Source organism: Methanobacterium subterraneum, assembly GCF_002813695.1.
Classification (GTDB): Archaea; Methanobacteriota; Methanobacteria; order Methanobacteriales; family Methanobacteriaceae; genus Methanobacterium; species Methanobacterium subterraneum.
In genome coordinates this window covers 1,361,791-1,377,500 of the sequence record NZ_CP017768.1, presented here as the reverse complement: position 1 = coordinate 1,377,500, position 15,710 = coordinate 1,361,791, and the positions used below count along the sequence as shown (strand labels likewise).

Annotated in this window: 13 protein-coding genes (1 of these 13 running past the window's edge); 5 read left to right on the top strand and 8 right to left on the bottom strand. The window is 38.7% G+C overall.

Annotated elements, in window-relative coordinates; genetic code table 11:
* The 5 genes from BK009_RS06595 to BK009_RS06575 all read right to left on the bottom strand — a co-directional run.
* A protein-coding gene (locus BK009_RS06595) for an alpha,alpha-trehalose-phosphate synthase (UDP-forming) (RefSeq protein ID WP_100905741.1) crosses the window boundary here: on the bottom strand, window positions 1–739 show its start. The gene continues 767 nt to the left of window position 1, outside the view; the window shows 739 of its 1,506 coding nt (coding positions 1–739); its start codon is at window positions 737–739; its stop codon lies beyond the left edge, outside the window.
* A gap of 130 nt (window positions 740–869) precedes the next feature.
* Complete coding sequence (locus BK009_RS06590) at window positions 870–2,168, bottom strand: phosphomannomutase (RefSeq protein ID WP_169923159.1); 1,299 nt, start codon at window positions 2,166–2,168, stop codon at window positions 870–872.
* 72 nt (window positions 2,169–2,240) lie between these two features.
* Window positions 2,241–3,422, bottom strand: a complete 1,182-nt coding sequence (locus BK009_RS06585; protein WP_100909280.1) for a sugar phosphate nucleotidyltransferase — start codon at window positions 3,420–3,422, stop codon at window positions 2,241–2,243.
* A gap of 69 nt (window positions 3,423–3,491) precedes the next feature.
* Window positions 3,492–4,310: a trehalose-phosphatase gene (gene otsB / locus BK009_RS06580; protein ID WP_236951052.1), complete on the bottom strand. Its 819-nt coding sequence runs from the start codon at window positions 4,308–4,310 to the stop codon at window positions 3,492–3,494.
* Window positions 4,311–4,505: 195 nt separating this feature from the next.
* The gene (locus BK009_RS06575) at window positions 4,506–5,645 is read right to left on the bottom strand and encodes a hypothetical protein (protein ID WP_100906978.1); all 1,140 of its coding nucleotides are present in this window, start codon (window positions 5,643–5,645) and stop codon (window positions 4,506–4,508) included.
* Window positions 5,646–5,937: 292 nt separating this feature from the next.
* Between BK009_RS06575 and BK009_RS06570 the strand changes: the two genes are divergently transcribed.
* Window positions 5,938–6,402 (top strand): cache domain-containing protein, encoded by a 465-nt coding sequence (locus BK009_RS06570; protein ID WP_100906977.1) that lies wholly within the window; start codon window positions 5,938–5,940, stop codon window positions 6,400–6,402.
* A gap of 103 nt (window positions 6,403–6,505) precedes the next feature.
* On the opposite strand, the gene BK009_RS06565 is transcribed toward BK009_RS06570, so the two are convergent.
* Window positions 6,506–8,401: a MutS-related protein gene (locus BK009_RS06565; RefSeq protein WP_100909279.1), complete on the bottom strand. Its 1,896-nt coding sequence runs from the start codon at window positions 8,399–8,401 to the stop codon at window positions 6,506–6,508.
* A 314-nt stretch (window positions 8,402–8,715) separates the two neighbouring features.
* Between BK009_RS06565 and BK009_RS06560 the strand changes: the two genes are divergently transcribed.
* On the top strand, window positions 8,716–9,543 hold the full coding sequence (locus BK009_RS06560; RefSeq protein ID WP_100909278.1) for a sulfite exporter TauE/SafE family protein: 828 nt from the start codon (window positions 8,716–8,718) through the stop codon (window positions 9,541–9,543).
* 56 nt (window positions 9,544–9,599) lie between these two features.
* Here BK009_RS06560 and BK009_RS06555 read toward each other — a convergent pair whose 3' ends face one another.
* Complete coding sequence (locus BK009_RS06555; RefSeq protein ID WP_100909277.1) at window positions 9,600–12,386, bottom strand: U32 family peptidase; 2,787 nt, start codon at window positions 12,384–12,386, stop codon at window positions 9,600–9,602.
* A 208-nt stretch (window positions 12,387–12,594) separates the two neighbouring features.
* Between BK009_RS06555 and BK009_RS06550 the strand changes: the two genes are divergently transcribed.
* Complete coding sequence (locus BK009_RS06550) at window positions 12,595–12,891, top strand: hypothetical protein (RefSeq protein ID WP_100905750.1); 297 nt, start codon at window positions 12,595–12,597, stop codon at window positions 12,889–12,891.
* Between the two features lie 235 nt (window positions 12,892–13,126).
* Window positions 13,127–13,969 carry a UbiA family prenyltransferase gene (locus BK009_RS06545; RefSeq protein ID WP_100909276.1) on the top strand — a complete coding sequence of 281 codons (843 nt, stop codon included), beginning with the start codon at window positions 13,127–13,129 and terminating at the stop codon, window positions 13,967–13,969.
* Between the two features lie 170 nt (window positions 13,970–14,139).
* On the opposite strand, the gene BK009_RS06540 is transcribed toward BK009_RS06545, so the two are convergent.
* Window positions 14,140–14,673 carry an SAM-dependent methyltransferase gene (locus BK009_RS06540; protein WP_232728050.1) on the bottom strand — a complete coding sequence of 178 codons (534 nt, stop codon included), beginning with the start codon at window positions 14,671–14,673 and terminating at the stop codon, window positions 14,140–14,142.
* 191 nt (window positions 14,674–14,864) lie between these two features.
* Between BK009_RS06540 and BK009_RS06535 the strand changes: the two genes are divergently transcribed.
* Entirely contained in the window at window positions 14,865–15,608 is a 744-nt protein-coding gene (locus tag BK009_RS06535) for a CDGSH iron-sulfur domain-containing protein (RefSeq protein WP_100905752.1), read from the top strand.
* The last annotated feature ends 102 nt before the right edge of the window (window positions 15,609–15,710 follow it).

Sequence of the window (15,710 nt, the reverse complement as noted above, 5' to 3'; positions counted from 1 at the left end):
TCACCTCATCTGCGTATTTTTCACAGGCCTGAAGGAAATTGGTAACATAGCGGGGTATATGGAATCCCAGAAGGTTGTTGGATAAAAGCCCCTCCACAATTGATTTCCGCATGTACTCTGGTATAATGCTGAAATATTCAGTTTGAGGCCAGGGTATGTGAATAAACTGGCTTAAAAAGGTTTTTTTAAGTTTTTCACGGATATAGGTAGGGCACAAATATAAATGATAATCCTGTAACATTATCAGTGGTTCTTTTTCATTCCTCTTGCTTTCTGAAAGAATTTTATCTGCAAACTTCCTATTGAGGTACACGTAACCCTGTTCCCATGCATTGTGCATCTCATCATCAATATCTGGGGTGTAGGGATTGTTCCACATGTAGTGTTGTACAAACCAGAGAAGTGGATTACTTATTATGCTGTAATAATCTTCATAACGGTGCCTGTCCACCACCACAAATGGGACCCAGAACTGGGGATTACCTTCAGGAATGGGAACTCGATTATCAGGGAACTGTTTGGCCACTTCCACATCTCCCAGAGTCATGGCACTGGCAATCCAGACACCGTTTAAGGTTTCCATGAGGGGGAGCAATGTGGAAACAAGACCTCCGGCCCCTCTTTTCATCTCTATTTCACTATTTTTTTTGTAAAACTCCACCGGGCCTCTGTTAGAGGCTACAATAAAATTTTTATCCTTTAAAAACTCTAAAATCTTTTTCTGATTGGGAAGATTCATCTAAACACCATCCAAAAGACGTTTCATGACCAGTATAATGGAATATTTAATATGGTAACTCATTAGAAATCATTACACCCTTTCAATCAAATTAGGCCATTCAATCATCATCTTACGTCTTTTAATTATATTACACCTTTTCAATCATGGTTTGAACGGATTCAGTTAATTTTTGCAATTTTTCTGCTGATTTTGATTCTATGTAAACTCTTATCAAAGGTTCGAATCTGGAGGGTCTGATCAATATGAATGAATCTTCCAAATCCACTCTGACCCCATCCACCACGTTAATCTCCTCACCTGATTCGAATTTAGTTTTGAATGCGTCCATAACTTCATACTTCTTGTCATGTTCACATTCAATAGTGAAAACCGTCCTATTGTATTCTTTTATTTCCCGGGCCAGTTTGGATAGTGTGGTATCCTTTTTGGCCAGTATTTCCAGCATTTTCATAACCGAAAAGATGGCATCAAAACAATTCTGAAATTCTGGGAAAACATACATCCCTGGTTCGTCACCCCCGAATATTGCCTCAGAATCTTCAATCTCGTTTAAAACAGTATTAACCGAGGTTTTGATGATTTTTCCCCCATTTTTTATTACCATTTCATCCACAGACTGGGATGCAACTACTGAAGAAACTACAGTGCCATTGGGGTTATTTTCCAGAATATATTTGGCGAAGATACCCAGCACAGTCTGGTCCCGGATCATGTTCCCATTTTGATCAATGAAAACAGCCCGGTCATGATCGTTATCAAGTAAAACACCCATATCAGCGCCAATGGCGGTTGTAAGCTCTGAAACTAGTGATATTCTTTTAGGGCTGGGTTCAGGGAAATCACCTTCCAGGGTGTTTTCATTACAGCCAATCAAAACTGTTTCACAATTTATTTTATGAAGTAGCTGGGGGGCAAAGGGCATATCACCACCTTCACAGTCTAAAACAATTAAAAAAGATTTCTTATTAATGGCAGATACGTCAATTTCATCCAAAACTCCTTTAATATATTTTTCCCGGTATTCATGAACATATCTTAGGGTACCTATCTGATTCCAGGAAACTTTATCAGCATGCCTCTGTTCTAGGGGAATTTCATGATCACTGAATATCTTTATATCCACATCTTCAGGCCTTAAATGAGATTTACTAATGGTGATCATGACATTGGCATTGTAGAACTCTCGACTGTAGTGTATCACTGGAATGGGGGCAACTCCGAAGTCAATTACATCGACACCTGCAGCCATGAGTCCGGTGGTAATGGATCTTTTGATCATCTGGGAGGGCACATTCAAATCCCGGCCTACCACCACTCTTTTTTCCGGACCAACATAATTCCCTACAATAGTCCCCAGGTGAGAGGCGAATTTATTGGTGATCTCAAAATTAACAACTCCTCTAATATTCTGCACGTACCTTGACATTTTAAGTTCCTCGAGTACCATTTCACGATTAATATAATCAATTATAATTTAAATTGGGTTAATAGACACAGGTTAAGTTACAATGGGGTAGTCTGAGTCCACCATGGATTGGGGTAAGATCACGTTACTATTGGATATGTATCTTTCTGAACCAACTCTACTGTGGGGTCCTAAGCGGACAGAACCGCCCAATACTGCTCCATTTTCAATAAAACTCCCTCTTTCAATACGGCAGTTGGAATCCACAATGCAATCCTTGAGATATGAACTGTTTTGAATTATGCTATCTGAAAAAATTACAGAGCCTTTAACTGTGGAATTTTCTTCCAGGCGCACATTTTCTCCCAGAACAGTTTCCCTCCCTACGATGGCTCCTTTTCCTATGATACAACCATCCCCTATTACCAGGGGTCCAATTAAACGCGCATTCTCATGTATCTTCACATGTTCTCCCACCAGTATCTGCCCTAATCTACCAACACCTTCTTTCAGAGGCTTACCACTGGGTGGGGGTGTTATTTTGTGGTGGAGAACATCATAGTTTGCTTGCAGATAGGTTTTAGGTCTTCCCACATCATTCCAGTAACCTTCAAATATGAACCCATATATTCCTGCTTTTTTCTCTATTAATGGGGGGAAAACGTCTTTGGAAAAGTCAATTTCTCCTTTATCAGCAGTATCTATATAATCCAGAATTTCTGGTTCCATGATATATGTGCCGGTGTTGGCGATTTTACTGAAAACTTCTGAAGCTGCTGGTTTTTCCTTGAATTTAATGATCTGATTTTCTTCATCCAGCACAGCTATGCCAAAATGGCTGGGATCATCAACCGGAGTTAACACCACCGTGGCTAGTGCCTTTTTCCTCTGGTGGAATTCCAGTAATTTATTTAAATCTACATCAACCAGCACATCCCCACTTAAAACAAAAAATGTATCCTTTATATGCTGGGCTGCTTTTTTAACTCCTCCTGCAGTTCCCAAAGGACTATTTTCAACAGAATAATTAATATTCATTTCGGGATATTTCTCACTGAGCAAAGATTTGATCTGATTTTTAAGGTAGCTTAAGGTAACCACTAAGTCATTACAACCAGATTTCTTTATTCTGTCCACAATGTATTCAATCATTGGTCTGTTGGCCACGGGGATCATTGGTTTCGGTCGGGATAAAGTCAGGGGACGGATTCTGCTCCCCTTACCTCCGGCCATTAACACTGCCTTTATCATAACTATTATTGTATTTTTCATCATAAATACAATTATCTATTTAACCCTTAATTTAGCCCTTAATCAGTTTTTTAGACTATTATAACAGCTTAATTAGTTTGAAAGCCATTGAAAAAATTTAAGAACCTCATCCACGCCATTGACATAGTAGGATGAACCTTTTTTAACATCATGTGGTATCTCACTTGAGCATACCAAAACACCTGCCCCCCTAAGTTCTCCCTGATTTTCAAGAACCTTTAATCTTTTGAACGCATCCAAATCAGTTATATCGTCTCCTAAATAAATAATCTTTTTTAGATTGTATTCTTGGATAATATTTTCTAAAATAGTGCCTTTATCACAGCTTAACGGTGGTTTAAGTTCAACTAACTGGCGTCCTTCTGATATTTTGAGTTTTTCACAGTCAGGATCGTTTTTAATGTTGTGTAATATTTTCCCACGAACATTTTCAGATTGTGAGGCTAAACGGTAATGTACGGAAAAGCAAATTCCCTTATCTTCAAATAGTAAACCATCAATATGTGATAAGTCACCTTTTTGAAGTTTTTGGCCGGCCTGTTTCATTTGGGGGAGATATTTCTCCACTTCGGGATAGAGGGAGATCTTACCATTTTCCAAAAATTCCATCCCGTGGTTACCTACATAGAGGAGTCCGTCCACATCCACCATTTCACGGGCATTTAGAACGGACCTGCCACTAACCACTGCCACTAACGAGAATTTTCTATGGAGTTTAACCAGTTCCTCTCTCATGGAGTCTGTTACCAGTGCTTCAGTAGGGGTGGGGGCTATTTCACTGATAGTTCCATCAATATCAGTCACAATAGCAGTGGAACTGTCATATTTGAATGTCTCGAGATGTTTTAAATTATCAAAAAGATACTTGGTCACCGAACCACTCCCTTTCACTAACAATTATTCCCTGGGAATTGTATTTATACCCTTTTTAAAATTCAATCCCTATTAAAACTCATTTATTTTAAATTCATCCTTCTTTTAAATCAAATCCTTTTTTAAACTCATTTTAAATCCAATCCTTTTTTAAACTCATTTTAAATCCAATCTTTTTTTTAGATTTGATTTTCTTCTATTCAATCCATTATTTTAAATCAAATCATTGTTTAAAGATTCAATCACCTTGTAGGGATCATCCGCTACCACTACACTTCCGTAGAGTTCCATTCCACCAATGTCGGCAGTGTTCTTCAGTAAACTGCCTCGGTCCACCATCCGGATAATGTAGGGAAATTCCTCCTTATTATCCATTGCTGGGCAGGATATTGACAGGTTGAAACTATAAACTTCCAGGTCATCTATGAAACACCGGACAATCTTAAAAATAGTTTCATTTACAGTTTTATTTAAGAATGGGTTCTGGTGTGATATAATCATAACTTCTTTCTCTTTCACAGGGGTTAAATTACAGAAAAATCGGACTTTTCCCTGCTTTCCAGAAAGTCCCAATATTTGGTGCACTTTATACATGTCCTGGAAGTAGAGAGAACCAGTTTCTCTACTGTAATTCATGGCTGCATTTACCAGATTTTTCACCCGGGAGTAAGGTTCATCACCCATCAGTATCTGGCAGTGGCCATGGACTTGGGAGGCCCCGGCCCTGGGCAGACAATTCCAAACAAAGAATGGATATTTATAGAATTGATGGTCCTGGTGTACCTGTTTAAACCAGGAAAAACTTGTTTTTAGATAATCCCTGAATTCCTCCAGATTAAATTCAAGGGGGTTATGATTATTAAATATAACTAAACTGCTCCAAACATCATATTTTGCTATATTGGCTGCAGTTATGGAATGTTCTCCCTGTATTCTGCCGAAAGAATCCTCAGGAGTGTGCTGAATGGACTTACAGAAGTCACAATCTTTTTTTGAGCTGGATATAAGTTTTTTCAAATAATTTATTTCCTTATCCTGGTAGTTTTTTCTTATTCCTGGCCTATCTGCCCGTAAAGAATTAAAAAGAGCCTCTTCACCAGTCCACTTATTGCGGATTTTAATTATTTTCTGTTGTTTGATCCGGCCGAGAACATCCTCCTCTGATTCAACAAGGTTACCCTCAGAATCCCGACCCCCAAAATACTTCTGAGTTTTGGATATGAATGAATCAGGGATTATCTGGGTTCCAATCCCATAATGGGTGTGATAAATCTGTTTAAGAAGATCATAGGATGATTCATCAGTTTCTAGGAGATATTTCTCCATTTTTTCCAGATCAAGGATGGAACTCATTGACCAACACTCCGGCCTAATATGTGATATGTTATCAAAAACAGGTTATGTATTATAGTATTGTTGTTTTAGCTGATTTAATTTAGGGTATTGAAACTCAAAGTAAGTGAATTAGACTAACCTATAGTTTTATACATTTAGATATAAAACTCACAAAATAGAATTATAAAATTTCAAACTCAATTCATATTTATATAAAGAAAAAATTAGAGAAATAACTTATGGATAATCAGATGGAAAGGGGGCCAATGTGTCCAGGGATTTAAGGAGTAATTATGTGTGGGGGTTTTAAATGAATAAAACTAAATTAGTCGTTGTTATTTCCATGGTTTTAGTGGTTGTGGCAGGCCTATTTTTCCAGGGACAATTTGAAAATAAGCAAAAAACTGAACTGGTCACCCTGGTGGATCAGGCAGTTCAACTCATTGAAGAAAAGGGTGAAAACGCATTTCCAGAGCTTCGCAGTTCATCATGGGTTCACAATGACAGTTATGTTTTTGTATGGGGGTTAGATGGGATTCGGGTGGTTTACCCGCCAGATCCAAGTGGTGAGGGTAAGAACATGACGGATCTGGTTGATTCTGATGGAAAACCCATTGGCCAGCTCTTCATTAAAGCCGCCATAAACGGAAGTGGATGGGTGGAATATATGTGGCCCAAACCGGGTGAAATAACACCTTCAATTAAGATAACCTATATAAAAAGGGCAAATTACCAGAATCAAACTTATCTGGTGGGATCAGGAGTTTATATTTAAGGCGTTCTTTAATATTATTCTTCTAATAATCCTTTTTTTCTTCTGAACTATTATAATCTATAATCTCAAGGATTATCTTGTTTATTAAGATATTAACTTACCACTAGAATCTTTCCAGCATTTTCCCATAGATATCCTTTAACTTACCATCTGATCTCTGGTGAACCATTCTCAGTATCAGTTCGGGGGTGCTTCTGGCGAAGTAGTTCATCCTGGGGGTACGATCCACAATCAGGTTATATTCATCATCCAATCCCTGGGCCTCAATACCATCCACCCTTACATTGGTGGTTTTAAGTATTTCTCTGGCCATGTGGGTTACAATGATTGCAAAGGATTTTGAATCCTGTATGAAATCTATAAAGCTAGAAATAATTTTCACTGCAGCTTCCAGTTCAGTTATGGCTTCCAATTCATCCAGGAGAATTAATTTATCTTCTTCACGAACCACAATTGGCATGAAAGTGCTCAGGAATGATTCAAAAGCCCCAGCATCAAGGGAACGTTTTTTACTGAAGAAGTATAGTTCATCAATCAGTTTCACCTGGGCCTCTCTGGCGCACACAGGTAATCCCATATGGCTCATGATACTGATCTGGGCCAGGGTCTCCAGGAGGGTGGTTTTACCTCCACTGTTGGCCCCGGTGAGGAGAACCACATTATCTGGGGATTCCAGGGAATAATTGATCCTCTGCACCCTGGAAGGATCTTCCCTTGCTAAATTCAAGTGCAATCCTTCCTTGAAGCGGAACCCATCACCCATTTGGGGTGGGCGTAAATCATGATAAAAGGCGAAACATCCCAGGGTGAACTGATAATCAAATTCCAGCACTTCTTGTATTTCCATTTCTACATCACCCTTGAGTAGTTGCAGTTGAGATGCCACCTTAACTCTCTCTTCAAAGGCTTTAACCTCTTTTTTACCAACTTCTCGTTTTTTAACTCTTTCCAGTTCCTGTTCATCTATTTCAAGAGGATATTTCTGAATAAAAGGATCGAAACTTATTCCAGTATATTCTTTAATTTTTTTAACTGCTTCTTTAAGGATTTCATCAAAGATTTCCTGAATTTTTGGAGACATGCCCTTATTCAAAAGGTCTAAGACTTCCTCACCCGAAAGATCAACCTTTTTAATGGCTTCTTCCAGTTTCCTATCAGCATGGTCCTTAGCCTGGTTCACAGCGGTGTCAAACACTTTTTCATCAATAGGAGAATTTTCAATTGAATCCATTATCCTTAAAACATCCCCCAAAACAGATGGATACTGCAGTATTTGCCTGATTTTTAGAATATTTTCCAGAAGAGCCTGATTTTTATGATAATAAGATAAAACTATTTCGGGAATGATCTCCAGATCTTCTGAGTCACAGTTAACCATGACCAGGTTGGATGTTTCATCCAGTTCCAAAATACCCTCACGGTAGATGTACACCACCAGTTCAAATTCATCCAGACTCCCCACTTCCTGGATATTGAGTATTTGGGCGTGTTGATTAAGCTGACGATCCATTAAACGGGTATAATCTTCATTAGACTCTACCAGTATTGCTTTTGAAGTATCATATCTTGGTTTGGAAGTGCTGCTAGGATTTACATTTCTAAACAGGGCTTTAAGATCATCTCGAGGAAGTTGGGCTACTTTTTCTTTAGCAGCCATAACCATGTTAAGATTTTCTTGAATCTTCGCTTTGTTTTTACCCGGACTCAGGAGTAGAACTCGATTTTTAGCATATTCTGTGTTGGCATACTTTAATATGGACTGAATTATTTCTTCATAGATTTGAACAGCTCTTTCAGTTTTTAGAAACTCTTCAGTTGGATTTCCCAGAACAGCATTGATGATCTCCACTGCACGGCGTTGGCTAACCCCTTCCATACTTGCCAGGCGGTAAACATCGTAGTTGCCTGCAGCCTGGAGGAATTCTTCCTGACTACCGAAATGGTTAATGATCCGGGAGGCTAACTTATCACCTATGCCTTTGATATCACGTAAATCCAATATACCACCGTACTTTTACACTTACTTAAATGACTACTATTAATTAACCTGATATTTGTACTTGACTAACTTTTTACTATGTTCCTCCGGATATAAAGATTGTTTAAATTGTTTAAAATCTGGTAGGGGGAATCAAATAATTGAAGGGGTATGATTATAATTAACTGAAAAATTATCATTGATTAAATATTTATTATTTATTTTGTTTTTAATAATAATGGTTTGGTTTGGATAAAATTTTAAAAGTAACAAAAATGATAATATGACTATAATTATAACTTTTGGAATGTTTCAACCATAAGGAAAGGGGTTTAATGGATTTAATCGTATACATATTAATTCTTCTGTCCACCGGTGCTTTTGTGGGATTTGCTTCTGGTCTCCTGGGGGTAGGGGGAGGTTTTATAATGGTGCCGGTCCAGTACTTCCTTTTCACAGCTATAGGTCTCGATCCAGACACCTCACTTAGAATGGCTTTTGCCACCAGTCTTACTGTAATCCTACCCACAGCCCTGAACGGAGCATGGGGTCACTGGCGCAGGGGGGCAGTTCTGGTAGGTCCAGCAATCCTCCTGGGATTAACCGGGTTAATAGGTGGGGTGGTGGGTGCAAGTATTTCCAGTTACACTCCCGCTAGCATATTAAGTTTCATATTTGGGTTACTGGCTTTAGGAAGTGCCCTGTGGATGTTGGGATCCAGTTATCCTGAAATAATTGAAAACCCCTCTAACACCAGACAATCCTACCTTTTATGGGGTTTTATGGGGGGCTTTTCCTCAGGACTACTGGGCATTGGTGGGGGAGTAGTCATGGTGCCACTACTTAACCTTCTCCTGAAATTCCCCATACACAAGGCCATTGGAACATCCACGGCCTTCATTGTATTCGCATCCATAGGTGGAATTATAACCTACATCTTCACCGGAATTAACGCCACTGGTTTACCCCCATATTCACTGGGATACGTTAACCTATTACAATTCCTGGTTTTGGCCGCAACTAGCATCCCAATGGCTTTATTGGGAGTTAAAGCAGCTCACAGGCTCCCCGGTGAAAAACTGAAATATATATTCGCAGCATTACTGGTTTATATTGCTTTAAAAATGATGGGAGTATTCCAATGGCTGAATTTGCCATTGTAAAACAGCATTGAATTTCTTAGTAAAGGGGCAAATAAAATGTTGATGAAAAAATTTGGTTAATAATCATCATTTACACCCCTCAAGAAATTACCACTGGTAATTCCTCCATTGGATATTTTTTTCACCTTTTTTTTAAGTGAGTTCAATTTCTTCCCCAACTGGGAGCCCTGCTGGGAGGTTAATTCCAAGGCCTTCTGGTAGGTTGACAACATGGTTAGGACATAATCAACTGGTTTATTCCGGGAATCAATCACCAAATGGCCAAAACCCATATCCTGGAGAGAGGGGATGTGATCAAGGTGACATAATTCCACAGAATTTGAAATATGGGTCCTGCACTCTGCATCAATTTCCACTGGGAATATCCTGTTTTTTATATCCTTTATTCCCAGAAACTGATGGGGGTCATTGAATTTTTCAACGAACATTTCATCACCCATTACTTGAAGAAGACAGTCTTCACTTACCAATGCCTCTAAATTCCCCTGAACCATGAATTCAAGTTCACAATGGGGCACAATACTTTGGATCTTCAAAACCACCTTTTTTAACTCCTCCCTTGGAAGTTCTGGCGATAGGGTAATGCTTTTTAAGGATGACACATGGGGAGATAGTAGTTGTTCTACTGTCAAGTGGTTCCAGATATTCATACTTCCTGAACCATGGAGGTTAACTGGGTAAGAATTATTTTGCAAGGCCCATAGAGCACCAATTCCTCCAAACATCACTCCGGAGATAGATTTTTGGGGTAAATTATTCAGGAGATGGATTGCACCAGAAATAAACATTCTGCTGGTAATATCCGGCCATTTCCATACTAAATCTGATCCATAATCCTGGCAAAGGGTGGCGGCTTCCCTAATTAACAGGTCCATCCTATAAAAATAAGCCTTGTAATCATGACTATGTTTTAAACAGGCATGAGGGGATTTCCCTTCAGTGTTTACCTCTATTTTTGGTTGGAAGTAGATCCTTCGGCATCCGGCTTGAAGAGCGGCTTCCACTGAAGGGATACCATCCACGTAGATGGCCAGATTAATGGGCCGTGAAATTTTTTCACCAGAATCAGTTTGGTTAATAATGGGACCATCTTTCAAAGTAAAGATTGGCTTATCTTTCAAAGCCATTGACTCTTTTTTCAAAGAATACCTTTCCTGGGAAGATTCTTCCAATACAGATTCTTCCAAATTGAAATCCTTTGTTAACTGGGAAAATTGGGTCCTGATGGATTTAATATCCTTTGCAGATGGTTTATTTGTTTTCAGGATTTTATCCTGGATTCTCTGCAAAATCTGTCTTCTTAAATGGTTCAAATTACCAATGGGTGTAAATAAATCTCCAGGATAATTTAGGGATATACTCCGGATGAGGAATGGAGTACCACCAGTTTTTTTCAACTGCTTGATAATAGTCTCCTGTGATAATGGTTGTTTAATTGCTTTTTCCATTGCAAAATCAGCTTTAAATTCAATTTCAACATTATTATCCTGCCAGGCTGGTGATGCAGTAACCTTGATAATGGGAACCATTTCCCGGTTCCAATCTATCTGAAGATCCAGGGAGATCTGGTGGGGTAGCTGGGGATTACTCACCAAATGGTTAGCCCAATCAATTAGGGATTTCCTACGGGTTATATAAACACTACTTCCAATTTCAACTTTTTTTCTAAGTTTTAAGGATAAATAATCTTTTTTAACTTCTGGGGAATATTCAAGAATGGTTCCCCATAAATTATCAGATTTTCCCTCATTATGGGGTTGTTTAAAAAGAATCCCATCTCCTTTTTCAGGATTAACTTTAGTTTTGATTTTTAAAATTGTCCGGCCATTCTTTTTATCGTAGTTTACCACTTTACCCAAGTATAAACCCCTATTACCAGGATTACTCCTCCCCATCATTGACTGGTAGGATGCTCCCATCAACCAGCCCTTGGTTGTACCTCTGTTGAAGGACATTTTAAGATTGGAAACATCTTCTTCCCGTACTTTCCATTGTCCCCGGGCTATAGAATCCAATGCTTCCCGGTAGACCTTAACCACATTGGCCACGTACTCAGGGGGTCTCATTCTACCTTCTATTTTTATAGAATCCACTGGTGCCTCTGATATGCGGTCAAGATGGGAATAAATTGCCAGATCCCTGGTTGAAAGGAGGTAATGATCCTTTAGGGGGATTTCTCTTCCTTCCTGGTATTTCCCATATTTATCGGTATTTCCAGTGATTAACTGGTATTTTTTACGGCATGGTTGGGCGCACATGCCCCGATTACCACTTCTGCCCCCTATGAAAGATGAAATGAGACATTGGCCGGAATATGAATAGCAGATTGCTCCGTGAGCAAATACTTCTAGTTCTATTTTACGGGGGATTTGTCTGGCAGTTTTTTTGATATCTTCCAGTGACATCTCCCTGGCAAGAACCACCCTTTTAAAATCATTTTCAGCAGCCCAATTAACCCCCTGCGGGTTATGGATGGTCATCTGGGTAGAACAGTGCAGATCAAGGTGAGGTACCAGTTGTTTGGCAAGCCGGGCAACGCCCAGATCCTGCACAATAATTGCATCGGCCCCTGAACTGTAAATTTCTAAAAGATTCCGTGCTACCAGTGGAAGTTCAGATTCCTTCACCAGGGTGTTTACAGTCACATATACCTTAACGCCACGTAAATGAGCGTATTCTATGGCATGTTCCATTTCATCCTGGCTGAAATTCCGGGCAAATTGCCGGGCACCGAACCTTTTACCTGAAATGTAAACTGCATCCGCCCCAGCATTAACTGCGGCTTTAAATGATTCAATAGAGCCTGCAGGAGCTAGAAGTTCGGGTATATGATTTAAAGACATGTATCCTCAGGTAATGGGGTGATTTAAATAATAAACTGATTCAAATAACTGTTTATAATTAGTTGTAATATCGGTATAGTATTTTATTGGGCAAGGTCCATAATAAAATTATAACAAATCTCCCATTAAATCCATAAATTAAAATCATTAGTTATCCATAAATTAAATTCATAAATTAAAATCCATAATAATATTCTTCGGCGAAAATATGGAAACTGAACAGCTTTTTAAGATATTGAAAATAGTGATAATCCTAACACTCATAATAGGAGTGATAGGTGCGGTTTTTTACCTAGTTTACGGATTCACCATCCTGTGGCAGGCAATGGCCGCTGGTATAATAACCGGATTTTTACTGATCCTGGTGTTCATTTTCCTGGCTTTAGCTGTGTCTTTATGGCTGAAACTGATGTTGATGAAGAGGGAACTGGGAAAATGCCGTTTGGAACTAATGGAAATGTCCAGAAAATCAGCAAAACATGATGAAAATGATGATGAAAAATAACATCAATTAACTCTCCCGAATTATTGGATTATCAATTATCAAGAATCCTAAATAGCAATGTTTTAATGACTATTTACTCATAATGGCTATTTATTAAAACTATTCAAATAGATTATAATAGGAAATATAATTTTAATAGGAAATAATTTCCCAATACATCTTACTTAAAATTAATTCTAACCAAAAATGCACCGATAATTGGAATACTAAAACTTGAAGGATTGAGTGTATAATTATGAATCCCTACTTAGAGATATTAAGACCTGGAAATGCAATAATGGCGGTTATAGCCATTTTCTTAATGGCAGTAATCAGTGGCCAATTCACATTTGAAGTTTTAATGGCAGCAGTGGTAGTTTTCATTGTAACCGGGGCAGGGAATAGTATTAATGACTATTTTGACCATAAAATCGATGCCATCAACAAACCAGAACGACCAATTCCCTCCGGGAGAATATCCTTAAAAACCGCACTTATTTACTCCCTCTCATTATTCCTGGTGGGGATAATCCTGGCATTCTCCATCAACTTTTTACTGGGAATGATCGCATTTTTAAGTTCCATTTTAATGGTTTTTTATGCCCGTGACCTTAAGACAAAATGTTTAATTGGAAACTTGAGCATCTCCTTTTTAACCGGGCTTTGCTTTGTTTTTGGAGGTATAGCCGTGGGGCAGATAATGGTTTCCATTTACTTAGGTTTTTATGCCTTTTTAATGACTATGGCCCGGGAAATTGTCAAGGACATGGAGGATATGGAGGGTGATAGGGAAGAAGGCGCCACCACCCTTCCCCTGGTCTATGGTACCCGAACTTCATCCATAATTGCAGCATTTTTCATGATCATTGCCAGCATAACCAGCCCAGTACTCTATTTAGTGGGGATATTCAACCTGTTCTATCTGATAATTCTCATAGTGGCAATTGTTGTTTTCATTTCTTCTGCAATATCCATATTGAAAGACCAGTCCCTGGAGAACACCGGTAAAATATCCAAAAAAATCAAAATGGGAATGGGAATAGTCTTTTTAGCATTTGCTTTGGGTTCTCCATTTTTAACTCAACTAATGCCTATTTGATTTTTTTAAAAAAATAGTTTAAAATTATTTCAACAGGGATCTTCAGTTAAAAATTTAAAAATGGACATAAATATGGGTAGTAATGGGGTTAAAATTGGTTTAATACTTATTATTAGGGGTTTGAACTTTTTAAATTCAGTTGGGGAATATTTTTAAAATGGGATTGGTTTTTAAAATGGGATGGGATAACAATCGCTTTCACCAATTATGTAAAGAAAGATCTGTTCCTTTTTATCAATCTTAACCGGTTCCCATCCCTTAAATTTCCATACATAAGAAACCACCCTGGTTCCAGGTTTGAGTTCTTCTTGAAGTTTCTCCTTTAAATTCTCATTGGTTCTCCCCCATAGAAACAGGGTAACTACCGTGGCATGGTTGAGGTTTTGGTGAAACAGGTTTCCCCAGATAATTTTAACCTGTGAACGAAGCCCCATTCTCATCATCTTTAACCGGGACCAGGCCACCCTTAGGGGATCTGCTTCCACCCCCACACCCTGTGCTTGGTATTTGCGGGCAGCTTCAATAACTATCCGACCATCCCCTGATCCCAGATCATAAACCCGGTCTTCAGGGTGAACTTCAGCCATTTCTAACATTTTTCTAACCACTCTTTTAGAAGAGGGGGAGTATGCAGCACCGATTGCCAGGGGCCATAGCATAGAAAGGGCTATTATCACAATTAAAATGAGTACTACTGGAATCAAAGTATATATAGTTATAACCAGGTTTAAAACCCCCAATTGCTTATTGACTATTAATGGTTACTTGATGTTTTAGAGTTGTTTACACCTATTAAAAACACTTGGGTATGCGCAGTTTGCAAAAATATATACAGTAATTAATTATGATGTCAAGTTTAAATAAAGATATAAAATTCATTAAAGAAGGGTTTTCGATGGTTAAAAATAATCAGTTAAAGGATAAAATGAAGATCAAAATCGTTAAAAACGGTCCCTATATTGTTTCTGGAGGGGTTCCTCTATTTGAAGAAACAATAATAACTGATGAAGCAGGTCACACCAAAGGTTTGTCTGTTGAAAGTGAGTTACCTTCCCAGGAGACTTATACTCTCTGTCGATGTGGGGAGTCCAAGGAAAAACCATACTGTGACGGGGCCCATAATGAAACAGGGTTTGATGGAACTGAAACTGCCAGTAGAAAGCCTTATGTTGAAAAAGCAGAGGTATACGAAGGTCCGGAACTTAGATTAACTGATGCCCATGAATTCTGTGATCACTCCCGATTTTGTCTTCGATCAGGTGGAATCCGTAATCTGATTGCCCGCTCTGATGATCCTGAAGCAAAGCAAACCGCCATTGAAGAAGCCATGATCTGCCCCTCTGGAAGGCTGGTATTATGGGATAAAAAAACTGATAAGCCTTTTGAAAAGGAATTTGAACCATCAATTGTTTTTATCCATGATGAACAGAAGAAATGTCAGGGTCCAATATGGGTGAGGGGAGGAATACCAGTAGAATCATCTGATGGTACAATTTATGAGCCTCGTAACCGGGTCACACTCTGCAGGTGCGGTAAATCTGAGAATAAACCCTACTGTGATGGAAGTCACTGGATGACCGCCGAGCAAAAATTAAAATTCAGAAAGAAATGGGGACTGGATGAAAAAAAGGATGATTAAACATGGAATCTAATTTTCATAGTCTAGAATCTAGTTTATAATCTTAAATCTCCTTCATAGGTCATGAATCTTTTTTCCAGTCAGATTCTGGATTCTTAGTTT

Bases quoted from the DNA above. Each gene is read 5' to 3' on its own strand.
- BK009_RS06585 (WP_100909280.1), bottom strand. From the start codon at position 3,422: ATGATGAAAAATACAATAATAGTTATGATAAAGGCAGTGTTAATGGCC.
- BK009_RS06555 (WP_100909277.1), bottom strand. From the start codon at position 12,386: ATGTCTTTAAATCATATACCCGAACTTCTAGCTCCTGCAGGCTCTATT.
- BK009_RS06545 (WP_100909276.1), top strand. From the start codon at position 13,127: ATGAATCCCTACTTAGAGATATTAAGACCTGGAAATGCAATAATGGCG.
- BK009_RS06590 (WP_169923159.1), bottom strand. From the start codon at position 2,168: ATGTCAAGGTACGTGCAGAATATTAGAGGAGTTGTTAATTTTGAGATC.
- BK009_RS06560 (WP_100909278.1), top strand. From the start codon at position 8,716: ATGGATTTAATCGTATACATATTAATTCTTCTGTCCACCGGTGCTTTT.
- BK009_RS06535 (WP_100905752.1), top strand. From the start codon at position 14,865: ATGGTTAAAAATAATCAGTTAAAGGATAAAATGAAGATCAAAATCGTT.
- BK009_RS06575 (WP_100906978.1), bottom strand. From the start codon at position 5,645: ATGAGTTCCATCCTTGATCTGGAAAAAATGGAGAAATATCTCCTAGAA.
- BK009_RS06550 (WP_100905750.1), top strand. From the start codon at position 12,595: ATGGAAACTGAACAGCTTTTTAAGATATTGAAAATAGTGATAATCCTA.
- BK009_RS06570 (WP_100906977.1), top strand. From the start codon at position 5,938: ATGAATAAAACTAAATTAGTCGTTGTTATTTCCATGGTTTTAGTGGTT.